This window comes from Virgibacillus kekensis, assembly GCF_042654125.1.
Classification (GTDB): domain Bacteria; phylum Bacillota; class Bacilli; order Bacillales; family Amphibacillaceae; genus Lentibacillus; species Lentibacillus kekensis.
Window position 1 is genome coordinate 295,107 of the sequence record NZ_JBHSFU010000003.1, and the last position, 13,185, is coordinate 308,291.

Sequence of the window (13,185 nt, forward strand, 5' to 3'; positions counted from 1 at the left end):
AAACATTTGATAACCCTTGTCTATAATGGCAGGGGTTTTCAGGCATTATACATGGATTTTAAGATTATCATGGGGGAGTAAGTTATGGACATATCAAAAACTGAGAAAATGCAATTTCTGCTTAAGCAGTTGAAAATGCCGGAGGATTATCAGACAGCCCATTTTGAGGACAGCCAACTATTAAAACTGGAAGTACATAAGAATATCAGGACATGGCACTTTCATATCCATGTGAAACGAATACTGCCCCAGGAAGTATATAAACTTCTTTCTGCTAAACTTACTGAGACATTCCAGCAGTTCGCAAAAGTAGAATTAACGCTGTATACCGAAGAAAAGAAGTGTGACAGCCAGACGATCTGTGATTACTGGCAGAGTTTTCTTCATTCTATTCCTGATTTATCACCTGCATACAGAGAGATGGTTTATGCCCAAAAACCGCGAGTGGAGAATAATAAGATTATGTTAACCGCACGTAATGATGCGGAAGGAAATGCATTAAAACGACGGCTGGATGTTGAGTTCAGAGATTACTGCAAAAAAATAGGTGCCGCAGCTTATTCTGTAGAAGTTGAGATTAAAACAGAAATGGCTGATATAGAAAAATTCAGAGAGCAAAAGGCGCTTGAAGATCAGGAAATGGTAATGAAAACAGTTCATGAAAAAGAAAAGCGTGACCAGGATAAGTTAAATGGTGAGCAAAATAAACCTCTTATGCTCGGATATAAGATACAGGATGAACCAATCCTGATGGAAGAGATACAGGATGAAGAACGAAGGGTAACTGTACAGGGGTACGTTTTTGCATCAGAAATCAGGAAATTACGGTCTGGAAGAAGTTTGCTCATTGCGAAAGCGACAGACTACACCGATTCACTCCAGATAAAAATGTTCTCAAAAGGCGATGAGGATGCTGAGAAATTTGAACTGCTGAAGGAAGGTATGTGGGTCAAAGCTCGCGGCAGCATTCAAACAGATATGTATACGAACGAACTTGCCATGATGGCAAATGATATTCACGAAGTTAAGGTGGAAACAAGAAAAGATACTGCTCCCGACGATGCAAAAAGGGTTGAATTGCATGCCCATACAACGATGTCTCAAATGGATGCAGTTGTATCACCCGGCAGGCTCATTCAGCAGGCAGCCAGCTGGGGACATAAAGCCATCGCAATTACAGACCATGCTGGTGTTCAAGGTTATCCTGATGCACATGCCGCAGGGCAGAAGCATGGTGTAAAAGTCCTGTATGGAGTTGAGGCCAATCTAGTAGATGATGGGGTTCCAATAGCTTATAACGAGAAAGATACTGATCTTGAAGACGCTACTTATGTTGTATTTGACGTGGAAACAACGGGATTGTCAGCAGTCTATGATACTATTATTGAACTTGCGGGGGTTAAAATCCATAAGGGAGAGATAATCGATCGATTTGAATCATTCGCTGATCCGCATCACCCGCTGTCGGAAACCACCACAAATTTGACAGGTATCACGGATGAAATGGTTAAAGGCGCACCTGAAATAGGAGATGTTTTGAAAGATTTCCATGAATGGATGGGTGAATGTATCCTGGTTGCGCATAATGCCAGTTTTGATATTGGATTCCTGAACCAGGGATTCAACCGAATTGATTATGAGAAAGTTACAAACCCTGTTATTGATACACTGGAACTATCCCGCTTTTTATTCCCGCAGCTTAAAAACCATCGTCTAAACACGATGTGTAAGCAGCTCGATATTGAGCTCACCCAGCATCACAGGGCAATCTATGACGCAGAAGCAACTGGTTATTTGCTATGGAAATTGGTAAAGAGTCTGCTTGAAAAAGAGATTACTAATCATCAACGGTTAAATGACCATATGGGAGAAGGAAATGCGTATCAGCGTTCTCGTCCGTTCCACTGTACGTTGCTTGCCAGCACACAGGAGGGCCTTAAAAATTTGTACAAAATTGTTTCACATGCACACATCGATTATTTTTACCGAGTTCCCCGAGTGCCTAGGTCACTTCTGCAAAAACTTCGCGAAGGGATACTTGTTGGATCCGGGTGCGATAAAGGTGAAGTTTTTGAGACAATGATGCAAAAGTCGGCGGATGAAGCTGAAAAGGTAGCTGAATTCTATGACTATATAGAAGTGCAACCACCATCTAATTATGCACATCTCATTGAAAAAGACCTGGTCCAAAATGAAGCGCAAATCTTGGATATTATTTCAAAACTGGTTAAGATGGCAGAGCGATTGGATAAAACAGTTGTTGCTACCGGCAATGTCCATTATATCGACGAGCATGACAAATTATACAGGCAAATTCTAATAGCATCCCAGGCAGGAAATCCGTTGAATAGGCAGACTTTACCGGACACGCCGTTCAGAACTACCAATGAAATGCTTGAGTGTTTCAGTTTTCTGGGTGAAGACAAGGCATATGAGATTGTAGTCGAGAATACCAACAGCCTTGTTGAAGGAGTTGGTGAAATATCACCGGTGAAAGATGGTCTGTTTACCCCAACTATTGAGGGTGCGGATCAGGAAATGCGTGATTTGTGTTATTCACGGGCTAAAAAAATTTACGGGGAACCAGTGCCGCAGATTGTTGTAGACCGACTGGAAAAAGAACTGACCAGTATCATCGATAATGGATTCTCCGTTATTTATCTGATATCGCATAAACTTGTTAAAAAGTCTCTTGATGACGGTTATTTGGTAGGGTCCAGGGGATCGGTTGGTTCGTCATTGGTTGCTACTATGACGGAAATAACTGAGGTTAACCCTTTGCCGCCACATTATGTATGTTCTGAATGTCACTTCCATGAGTTTATTACTGATGGCTCTGTGGGAAGTGGGTTTGACCTGGAAGACAGGGACTGCCCTAACTGCAACATACCACTGACTAAAGATGGACAGGATATTCCGTTTGAAACGTTTCTTGGTTTTAAGGGTGATAAAGTCCCCGATATTGACTTGAACTTTTCTGGGGCATACCAGCCACGTGCGCATAACTATACAAAAGAGTTATTTGGTGAGGAAAAGGTTTATCGTGCAGGGACCATTGGTACGATTGCCGAAAAAACGGCCTACGGATACGTGAAGGGTTATGCTTCCGATAAACAGCTAGTTTATAAGAACGCGGAAGTTGACCGGCTTGTTCAAGGCTGTACCGGTGTGAAACGGACAACCGGACAGCATCCGGGCGGTATCATTGTTGTTCCGGACGATAAAGAAATATATGATTTTACACCGATTCAGTTTCCAGCTGACGACAGGAAAAGTGAATGGAAAACAACTCACTTCGATTTCCATTCCATCCATGATAACCTGCTTAAGCTGGATATACTGGGGCACGATGATCCTACCGTAATCAGAATGCTTCAGGATTTAAGTGGAATTGATCCGAAAACTATCCCAACAGATGATCCTGAAGTAATGAAAATATTTTCGGGTACAGAATCACTCGGCGTCACGCCAGAGCAAATTAACTGTAAAACGGGAACTCTCGGCGTTCCGGAGTTTGGCACCAAATTTGTTCGTCAAATGCTTGAAGATACAAAACCAAGTACTTTCGCAGAACTTGTCATTATTTCCGGGCTTTCGCATGGTACCGACGTTTGGCTTGGTAATGCTCAGGAACTGATTAATGATGGAATCTGTGAACTTCCTGATGTTATTGGGTGCCGTGATGATATTATGGTGTACCTGATGCATAAAGGTTTGGAAGCATCCCTTGCCTTTAAAATCATGGAATTTGTCCGTAAAGGCAAAGGATTGCAGGATGAGTGGATTGAAGAAATGAAGAAACACAATGTGCCTGACTGGTATATTGAATCATGTAAAAAAATCAAGTATATGTTCCCTAAAGCCCACGCTGCTGCGTATGTGTTGATGGCTGTACGGATTGCTTACTTTAAAGTACATTACCCAATCTATTTTTATGCAGCTTACTTCTCTGTACGTGCTGGTGATTTTGAACTGGATACAATGGTGAAAGGTTCAGATGCAATCAGAAAACGAATAGAGGGTATTATGGCTAAAGGAAATGATGCCTCTCCTAAAGAAAAGAACTTGGCTACCGTTCTTGAAGTAGCTTTGGAGATGTGTGAACGTGGGTTTTCTTTCCAAAAAGTAGATTTATATAAGTCATCAGCTACTGACTTTTTGGTTGATGGAAATTCGTTAATCCCACCGTTCAATGCTGTGGATGGACTTGGAACGAATGCAGCAATTAATATTGTGAAAGTAAGGGAAGACGGAGAGTTCCTGTCAAAAGAAGATTTAAGACAACGGAGCAAGATATCCAAAACAGTTCTTGAATATTTAGATGAGCATGGATGTTTGGAAGGTATGGCAGAGAAAAACCAACTTTCGTTATTTTAATAGTAGCAGTCATTATACTGTAAATTCTTTAGGTAATGCTCAAGTTATTTTTATACAAACGAGAATACATTTGCACGAAAAGCATTAACATAAGTTAATGCTTTTCCCTTGCTATCCAGGTCCATTATCTTTTTAATAGTAATAGGAACTTGTTACTAAAGATGGTTTAATCTATTCGTGTTCGATGGGGATACAGGGAAGACTTCTTTCACATAGCAAATAATCGGATAAAAGGAAGTGGGTATTTTTGGATTTAACATACGATAATGAGCAAACAATCCGACAGTTTCTGATTGATAATAAGCAGGATTTTGAAGACCAGTTGCTTAATGAGGCAAAAAATGTCCGCGACAAAATTGAAGAAATTCAACTAATCGGCAACATTAATCTTCTGTATAACGCACATAAACTTGTTTTATTTGTGGTTGATGAAAAAGAGCAAGAGGTTGTGGAGTTTGCTCGGCAGGAAGGAATTGCCTGGGCAAAATATTCGCTTACACTGGCCCTTAAGATCGAGTGGGTTCAGGCTATACGCCGAACATTATGGGATTTTCTATATGAGTACGATAAGTTTAGTGAAAGTATTAGCAACCGGGAAGACTTCTTTCAGATGGAAAGTAAAGTAAACGATTTGGTTGATAAATTTCTTAATGGATTTTTTATCAGCTATTCCTCTTATAAAGATGAGTTAATCGAAGACCAGCGTAAACTGGTTGAAAACCTATCTGTACCAATAATTCCAATAACCTCGACGATCAGTATACTGCCATTGATCGGTTCAATGGATAGATACCGTGCCAATATCATAGAGGAGAAAGTTCTTTTGGAAATCGGCAACAGACGAGTCCAGACATTGATTATGGATTTATCGGGGATTGCAGAGATGGAAACGGAAGCGATGCAATTATTTATGAAATTACTTGATGGTATTTCCATGATGGGATGCAAAGCAGTGATAACCGGTCTTCGTCCTGACATCGTACGGAACATGGTGAATCTAAATATGGAATTCGGTCAGAAGGCTGAAACTAAAGGTTCCCTTCAGCAGGCACTCGATGGTTATCTCAAACTTAACGGAAATCAAATTAATTATAATACACTCCATGATATTCAGGATGAGAAAACAATCCCAACTGACAAATAGCCCATGTTCTTGCAACATCAGTTACAGTATGATATAGTTTTTTATGGTAAGAAATGATACGAACGGTTAAAGGAGTGGGTGATCCCCACTCCTTCTTCATACCCCTTGATTTGCTACACACCCCTTGCCACTTCGTTCGGCAGGGGTTTTGTATTAATTATGCAGCCGCAGCAAATGAAACGGGGTATGATGGTTCATAATAAGAAATACATACAACTGAATAAAGGAGGATAACTTTTGAGCAACAAAGTAATTAGCACAACAGAAGAACTGCTTCAACCCATCTTGAAGGAAAAAGACCTTGAACTGGTAGATGTTGAATATGTAAAAGAAGGTAAGGACTGGTTCCTGCGTGTTTATATTGACAAAGAGGGTGGAGTGGACATAACCGAATGCGGCGAAGTATCAGAACAATTAAGTGAACAGCTTGATAAAGAAGATCCAATAAACGAAGCATATTTTTTGGAAGTATCTTCCCCAGGTGTGGAACGCCCACTTAAGTCCCGTGAAGATTTTGAGAAGAATATAAACAGTAATATCTACGTCAAGTTATATGAGCCAATTGACGGGGAAAAGGAATATCAGGGAATTTTAACCGATTTTTCAGATGGAAAGGCTACCATCGAATACAAAGTCAAAACCCGCAAAAAACTTGTTGAAGTACCTTATGAAAAAGTAGCTAAAGCTCGACTTGCGGTAACGTTATAGAGGGGGATGAAAAAGTGAGCAGTCAGTTGTTTGAGGCGATTGATTATTTAGAAAAAGAAAAAGGGATTGATAAAGATATCCTACTGGAAGCCCTGGAGGCAGCGCTGATTTCCGCGTATAAGAAAAACTTTAAATCTGCTACAAACGTTCGTGTTGATCTTGATGAAAAATCAGGAACAATGCGTGTCTTTTCCCGGAAAACAGTAGTAGAGGAAGTGGAAGACGTCCAAGAAGAGATTTCACTAGATGAGGCGAAGAAAATCGATCCCAATTATGAAGTGGATGATGTAATAGAGGTTGAAGTAACCCCTAAAGACTTTGGACGTATTGCAGCACAGGCTGCCAAACAGGTTGTTACACAGCGTGTTAGGGAAGCTGAGCGTGGGGTTATTTTCAGCGAGTATTCTGACCGGGAAGAGGATGTCATGACTGGAATAATTCAGCGGAAGGATTCCCGTTTCGTATATGTAAATCTCGGAAAAATAGAGGCTAAACTTGCAGAAGCCGAGCAAATGCCTACAGAGGAATATTACGTTCATGACCGGCTGAAGGTGTTTGTTACCAAAGTGGAAAACACTGGGAAGGGACCGCAGATTTATATTTCGAGATCTCATCCAGGCCTGCTGAAACGGTTATTTGAGATGGAAGTACCGGAAATTTATGATGGGACTGTTGAGATAAAATCTGTGGCCCGTGAAGCGGGTGACCGTTCCAAGCTGTCCGTATATGCAGACGATTCTGAAGTGGATGCAGTAGGTGCATGTGTAGGGCAAAAAGGTCAGCGTGTGCAGGTTATCGTTAATGAACTAAAAGGTGAGAAAATAGACGTGGTAGAATGGTCAGAAGACCCAGTAGTATATGTTTCCAATGCTTTGAGCCCATCTAAAGTAGTAGATGTTCTCGTGGATGAAGAAAATAAAGCGACGACTGTCATTGTCCCTGATTATCAATTATCACTTGCAATCGGAAAAAGGGGCCAGAATGCTCGTTTAGCTGCAAAACTTACTGGTTGGAAAATAGATATTAAAAGTGAGACTGAGGCTCAGGAAGAGGGCCTTCTTAATGAGGGAACACAAGAAGATTCCTATTCTGATGAGGAAGACGAACTCTTCGATTAAGGGAGGGTAGCATATGTCACAAAAGAGAAAAGTACCTCTCCGGAAATGTATTGTTACCAATGAAATGAAGCCGAAAAAAGAACTGATTCGGATTGTACGGAACAAAGAAGGGGAAGTATTTGTTGACCCTACCGGCAAGAAAAACGGCAGAGGTGCATATGTTTCGAATGATGTCGAGGTAATTGAAAAGGCTAAAAAGACCGGCATTATTGGCCGTCAGTTAAATACAAAAGTTGATTTGTCCATTTATGATGACTTGAAGAATGTGGCAGAAGGAACCAAAAATGAAAAATAATTATTTAAATATGGTTGGGCTGGCTTTCCGTGCCAGGAAATGTTCAGTTGGGGAAGAAACTATTGTTAAAGATATCCAGAGTCAGCGGGCTAAATTAGTTCTTTTGGCAAATGATATTGGTCCCCAGACCAGAAAGAAAATCACGGATAAATGCAGGACGTATAATGTCCCTTATAAAATAGTGGACGACGATAGAGATGTGCTTTCACATGCTATCGGTAAAACACAGCGAGTAGCAGTTGCAATTTTAGATGCAGGTTTTGCCGCTAAAATCAGAACTTTACTCGGTTAATCAATTTCGGGGGTGGACGTATGAGCAAAAAGCGCGTATATGAGTATGCGAAAGAAAATAATACGACAAGTAAAGAAGTAATTAACTATTTAAAGAGTTTGGATATAAATGTTTCCAACCATATGTCAACGATTTCAATAGAGACTATTCTGAAGCTGGATGAAAAGTTCGGATCTAAAGAGCCTGAAAAGAAAAACACCAGCACACAGGAGAAGCCTAAAAAATCGGCTAACAACCATAATAATAACAACAATAATAATAAGAAGACTTCTGGTAACACCGGCAAAAATGGAAATCAGCAAGGAAATAAAGGGAAAACAAATAACAATCCTAAGACCGGGGGCCAACAGAAAAATGGCCAGCACAATCAAGGTCAGAACCAGAATCAGAATAGGAACAAGAATAAGAACCGCGGAAAAGGCGGCAGAAACAACAATCAGCAACGGCAACAACAGCCACAAAAGCCAGTTGTGAAAGAAACGCCTAAAAAGATTACCTACAGTGGTACATTAACCGTTGATGAATTAGCGGGTAAATTGAATAAAGATGCTTCTGAACTAATCAAGAAGCTTATGTTCCTCGGTGTAATGGCAACTAAAAATCAGGATTTAGATGATGATGCTGTTGAATTGATCTGCAGTGAGTATGATGTGGAAGTCGAAAAAGAAATTGTTTTCGAAGATACTGATTTCGATAAATACCTCGAGGAAAGCAAGCAAGAAAACCTGGTTGAACGCCCGGCAGTTGTTACCATTATGGGGCACGTTGACCACGGAAAAACAACATTGCTTGACGCTATCCGCCATACAAAAGTAACAGAAGGTGAAGCAGGCGGGATTACTCAGCATATCGGGGCATATCAGGTGGAAAATGAAGGCAAAAAAGTTACATTCCTTGATACACCAGGTCATGCGGCGTTTACAAGCATGCGTTCACGTGGAGCGCAGGTAACTGATATAGCGATTCTGGTAGTAGCTGCGGATGACGGTGTTATGCCACAGACGGTGGAAGCAATCAACCATGCGAAAGCTGCTGAAGTACCAATTATCATCGCAGTGAACAAAATGGATAAAGAAGGCGCAAACCCTGACCGTGTCATGCAGGAATTGACTGAATATGAACTGGTTCCTGAAGACTGGGGCGGCGACACTATTTTCGTTAACCTGTCAGCGATAAAGCAGGAAGGTATAAATGATTTGCTGGAAATGATTCTTCTTGTATCTGAAGTGGAAGAACTAAAAGCAGACCAAACACAGAACGCATTTGGTACTGTTATTGAGGCACAGCTTGATAAAGGAAGGGGCTCCGTTGCCACCCTGCTTGTACAAAATGGCACTTTACGTGTTGGTGACTCGATAGTAGTCGGCAATACTTTCGGCCGTGTCCGAGCAATGGTGAATGATCTTGGCAAACGCGTACAGGAAGCCGGACCATCGACTCCTGTAGAGATTACCGGTCTTAATGACGTACCTCAGGCAGGAGATCAGTTCCTTGTATTTTCTGATGAGAAGAAGGCTCGTCAAATTGGTGAAGCCCGCCAGCAGAAACATATTCAGGAATCCCGTACTGGTCAGTCAAAAGTCAGTCTGGATGACTTGTTTGAGCAGATTAAGCAGGGTGAGATGAAAGATATTAATATTATCATCAAAGCGGACGTTCAGGGGTCTGCTGAAGCACTGGCTTCTTCACTTCGCAAAATTGAAGTTGAGGGTGTACAGATTAAGATTATTCATACCGGGGTAGGGGCTATTACAGAGTCAGACATAATTCTGGCTGCAGCTTCAAATGCTATCGTAATCGGCTTTAATGTTCGTCCTGATGCCAATGCAAAGAAAACAGCAGAGACCGAAGAAGTTGATGTTCGTCTGCATCGTGTAATTTATAAAGTTATTGAAGAAATCGAATCAGCTATGAAAGGTATGCTGGATCCTGAATTTGAGGAGAAAGTGACCGGCCAGGCGGAAGTACGTGAAATCTTCAAAGTTTCTAAAGTAGGTACAATCGCCGGAAGCTATGTTACAGACGGCAAAATCACACGAAATGCTGGGGTGCGCATTATCCGGGACGGAGTTGTACAGTTTGAAGGCGAGATTGATGCCCTTAAACGTTTTAAGGATGATGTTAAGGAAGTTGCGCAAAACTATGAGTGTGGAATCACTATTAAGAACTTTAACGACATTAAAGAAGGCGACATCATTGAAGCATTTGTAATGGAAGAGATTGAGCGCAAATGATTGTATACGCTGAAGTGGAATGCATGCTCTATGACGGTCATTCCCTGAAGCAGAAGAGATCGGTTTTGAAGCGGGTTATCGCCAAATTACAGAATGAGTTGAATGTCGCAGTGACTGAACTTGATTACCATGATTTATGGCAGCGAACTAAGTTTGGAATCGTAACAATCTCCAATGAAAGAAAGCACGCCGAACAGGTGATCCAGGAAGCATTACGCCTGATTGATACTTTTGGTGAACTTGAACGGACTTTAACAGATTTAGAGCATATTTAATTCAGACAAGTGGAATTACGTGCTAGTTACGTTACAGAGGTGATTAAAGTGAGTGAGATTCGTTCGAATCGTGTAGCCGAGCAGATGAAAAAGGAACTGGGGGAAATCCTCAGTAAAAAAATTAAGGACCCTCGTGTCGGGTTCGTGACTGTTACTGATGTAGAGGTGACAGGTGATCTGCAACAGGCTAAAATCTTCATTTCCGTTCTTGGAGATGAACAAAAGAAACATGATACCCTTGTCGGCCTGGCTAAGGCGAAAGGATTTATCCGCTCTGAAATTGGCAGACGGATCAGACTGCGTAAAACTCCTGAACTTACGTTTGAGTTTGACGAGGCGTACGAGTACGGTAATCGTATTGAAACGATTTTACGTGATCTGAATAAATAAAAGCATCCCGAGAAAGTCTGACTCGTAAGGACCAAATTCGAGTCAGATTTTTTCAGTGATTGCTGATTCTGCACAGGAGTGGTCATATTGAATGGTATTTTACCCTTATGGAAACCTAGAGGAATGACATCACATGATTGCGTGGTTAAGGCCAGACGGATGCTGCACACCAAAAAAGTTGGTCACACAGGAACCCTTGACCCTGAAGTAGAAGGTGTTTTGCCGTTGTGTATCGGACAGGCAACCAAAATTGTGCCCTATCTGACGGACACCCACAAAACTTACATAGCGGAAGTAAAGCTTGGCACAGCTACCGAAACAGAAGACAGCCACGGGGAAATCATAGAGGAAGCCGAGATATCCGATTTTCCTTCTAAACAGGCTATTGAAAACGTGTTACAATTATTCAGAGGCGAAATCACGCAAATCCCTCCTATGTATTCAGCGGTAAAGGTCCAAGGAAAGAAGTTGTACGAGTATGCCCGCAATAATGAAGAGGTCGACCGGCCATCCAGAAGGGTCTTAATCTATGATCTCGACCTGTTGAGCACGGATTATAAAGATAGTTTTATAATCAAGGTAACCTGCTCAAAGGGTACATATATACGGACGCTGTGTGTGGATATCGGCAAAAACCTTGGTTATCCTTCACATATGGCAAATCTTGTACGAACTTCCACTGGCTCAATCAGTAAAAAGGACACGGTTACATTTGAAGAGATAGAAAAAGCGATAAATGCGGATAAAGAACTTGAATTCTTGCTTCCTTTGTCAAGAGGGCTATCCCATCTGAAGTTTATTGAAGTGGAAAAGACAGTAAAACAACGTGTTCTATATGGACAAAAGCTTCCAAGACCCGATGAGTTCCCGGAAACTGGGCCGGCTGTAATTGCCTCTGATAATAGAGTGCTTGCAGTCTACCAGATTCATCCGGATAACCCGGAATTAATAAAGCCGCTTCGGGTTTTTAATGAGTGAAAAGTGTAGGTGAGTAAATTGCGAACGATTGAACTGACATACCCGCATTCTTTGATCGTGGATGAACTGCCGGAGAGTGTGGCTGCGATTGGTTTTTTTGACGGAATCCATAAAGGGCATCAGAAGGTTATCGGAACAGCTGTCTCCGAGGCTAAAAACAGAAACATGGAGAGTATGGTTATTACCTTCCATCCTCATCCTTCTGTAGTGTTGAAAAAAGACACGACAAACGTACAATATATCACGCCTTTGCGTGAGAAACAGGAAGTGCTGCAGCAGCTTGACGTTGATCGGTTATATGTAATTACGTTTAACGAAGAGCTAGCCTCCCTGCAGCCACAAGAGTTTATTGATCACTTTATTATCGGATTGAAAGTAAAGCATCTTGTGGCAGGGTTTGACTTTTCATTTGGTCACATGGGAAAAGGAAATATGAATGTGATACAGGAATATACTCGGGGCTACTTTGATTATACGACTATAGACAAAGTAGAAATGGATGATGAAAAAATCAGTTCTACCCGAATAAGGGAACTTCTGAGAGATGGTAATGTAGAGGTGGTGCATAAGCTGCTCGGAAGACCGCTGACCACTAACGGTGTCGTTATTGAAGGTGCCAAGCGCGGCAGGGAAATAGGTTATCCGACTGCCAATCTGAAGGTAAATCCGGATGCCTTTTTGCCGAAAGTAGGGGTTTACGCAGTAAAGGTTCACTATAAAAATGAGTTGTATGAAGGAATGGCTAACTTGGGGTATAATCCGACATTTACGCCGGACCGGAAAGATCCCTCGCTCGAAATTAATATTTTCGATTATAATAATGATCTTTACGGTGAGGAACTGAAGGTTGAGTGGCACAAATATATCCGCGATGAGGAAAAATTCAACAGTGTAGAAGAGCTGATCAGAGCAATAGAAAGCGACGAGAAAAAAAGCAGAAATTATTTCTATGGCTGATTAATACCGATTTACACTTGCATTTTGAGCCAAAAAGATGTACGCTTAAGAACGTAAAACCATCGCTTGGCAAATCGTAACTCCGACGTTTGCTAGGGGACTGGGGCTATGAATAGGTTAATGGAGGTGAGCCGGATGGCTATCACAAAAGAACGTAAGAATGAGATTATCAGTGAATACAAAGTTCATGAAAATGACACTGGTTCTCCAGAAGTACAAATTGCTGTACTAACGGAAGAAATCACTACATTGAACGAACATTTGCGTGTTCACAAGAAAGATCATCATTCACGCCGTGGGTTGCTTAAAATGGTTGGTAAGCGTCGTAACTTGCTTAACTACCTGCGTAACAAAGATGTTACACGTTACCGTGAATTAATTAAAAAACTTGGCTTACGCCGTTAAGTAGTTTTAAAG

12 protein-coding genes are annotated in these 13,185 nt (G+C 41.4%); all 12 read left to right on the top strand.

What is annotated here, in order from left to right:
• Positions 1-84: 84 nt before the first annotated feature.
• The 12 genes from ACFO3D_RS02885 (at position 85) to rpsO (ending at position 13,173) form a co-directional block, all read left to right on the top strand.
• Positions 85-4,377 (top strand): PolC-type DNA polymerase III, encoded by a 4,293-nt coding sequence (locus ACFO3D_RS02885; RefSeq protein WP_390293095.1) that lies wholly within the window; start codon positions 85-87, stop codon positions 4,375-4,377.
• Positions 4,378-4,624: 247 nt separating this feature from the next.
• Positions 4,625-5,521, top strand: coding sequence for an STAS domain-containing protein (locus ACFO3D_RS02890; protein ID WP_390293096.1), 897 nt, complete (start codon positions 4,625-4,627; stop codon positions 5,519-5,521).
• Positions 5,522-5,758: 237 nt separating this feature from the next.
• On the top strand, positions 5,759-6,229 hold the full coding sequence (gene rimP, locus ACFO3D_RS02895) for a ribosome maturation factor RimP (protein ID WP_390293097.1): 471 nt from the start codon (positions 5,759-5,761) through the stop codon (positions 6,227-6,229).
• A 14-nt stretch (positions 6,230-6,243) separates the two neighbouring features.
• Positions 6,244-7,347, top strand: a complete 1,104-nt coding sequence (gene nusA / locus ACFO3D_RS02900; RefSeq protein WP_390293098.1) for a transcription termination factor NusA — start codon at positions 6,244-6,246, stop codon at positions 7,345-7,347.
• Positions 7,348-7,360: 13 nt separating this feature from the next.
• Positions 7,361-7,642 carry an RNase P modulator RnpM gene (gene rnpM, locus ACFO3D_RS02905; protein ID WP_390293099.1) on the top strand — a complete coding sequence of 94 codons (282 nt, stop codon included), beginning with the start codon at positions 7,361-7,363 and terminating at the stop codon, positions 7,640-7,642.
• The gene (locus ACFO3D_RS02910; protein ID WP_390293100.1) at positions 7,632-7,934 is read left to right on the top strand and encodes a YlxQ family RNA-binding protein; all 303 of its coding nucleotides are present in this window, start codon (positions 7,632-7,634) and stop codon (positions 7,932-7,934) included. Before rnpM ends, ACFO3D_RS02910 begins: the two co-directional genes overlap by 11 nt.
• A 20-nt stretch (positions 7,935-7,954) precedes the next feature.
• On the top strand, positions 7,955-10,168 hold the full coding sequence (infB, locus tag ACFO3D_RS02915; RefSeq protein WP_390293101.1) for a translation initiation factor IF-2: 2,214 nt from the start codon (positions 7,955-7,957) through the stop codon (positions 10,166-10,168).
• Positions 10,165-10,443: a DUF503 domain-containing protein gene (locus tag ACFO3D_RS02920; protein ID WP_390293102.1), complete on the top strand. Its 279-nt coding sequence runs from the start codon at positions 10,165-10,167 to the stop codon at positions 10,441-10,443. Before infB ends, ACFO3D_RS02920 begins: the two co-directional genes overlap by 4 nt.
• 48 nt (positions 10,444-10,491) lie before the next feature.
• Positions 10,492-10,833, top strand: a complete 342-nt coding sequence (gene rbfA / locus ACFO3D_RS02925) for a 30S ribosome-binding factor RbfA (protein WP_390293103.1) — start codon at positions 10,492-10,494, stop codon at positions 10,831-10,833.
• 78 nt (positions 10,834-10,911) lie between these two features.
• Complete coding sequence (truB, locus tag ACFO3D_RS02930; RefSeq protein ID WP_417891782.1) at positions 10,912-11,811, top strand: tRNA pseudouridine(55) synthase TruB; 900 nt, start codon at positions 10,912-10,914, stop codon at positions 11,809-11,811.
• Positions 11,812-11,820: 9 nt separating this feature from the next.
• Positions 11,821-12,768, top strand: coding sequence for a riboflavin biosynthesis protein RibF (gene ribF, locus ACFO3D_RS02935; RefSeq protein WP_390293105.1), 948 nt, complete (start codon positions 11,821-11,823; stop codon positions 12,766-12,768).
• A 135-nt stretch (positions 12,769-12,903) separates the two neighbouring features.
• On the top strand, positions 12,904-13,173 hold the full coding sequence (rpsO, locus tag ACFO3D_RS02940; RefSeq protein WP_088050241.1) for a 30S ribosomal protein S15: 270 nt from the start codon (positions 12,904-12,906) through the stop codon (positions 13,171-13,173).
• The last annotated feature ends 12 nt before the right edge of the window (positions 13,174-13,185 follow it).

What these genes read in the sequence shown, in the direction of transcription:
- rnpM (WP_390293099.1), top strand. Translation starts at nt 7,361, where the DNA reads ATGTCACAAAAGAGAAAAGTACCTCTCCGGAAATGTATTGTTACCAAT.
- ACFO3D_RS02885 (WP_390293095.1), top strand. Translation starts at nt 85, where the DNA reads ATGGACATATCAAAAACTGAGAAAATGCAATTTCTGCTTAAGCAGTTG.
- rpsO (WP_088050241.1), top strand. Translation starts at nt 12,904, where the DNA reads ATGGCTATCACAAAAGAACGTAAGAATGAGATTATCAGTGAATACAAA.
- ACFO3D_RS02910 (WP_390293100.1), top strand. Translation starts at nt 7,632, where the DNA reads ATGAAAAATAATTATTTAAATATGGTTGGGCTGGCTTTCCGTGCCAGG.
- ACFO3D_RS02920 (WP_390293102.1), top strand. Translation starts at nt 10,165, where the DNA reads ATGATTGTATACGCTGAAGTGGAATGCATGCTCTATGACGGTCATTCC.
- infB (WP_390293101.1), top strand. Translation starts at nt 7,955, where the DNA reads ATGAGCAAAAAGCGCGTATATGAGTATGCGAAAGAAAATAATACGACA.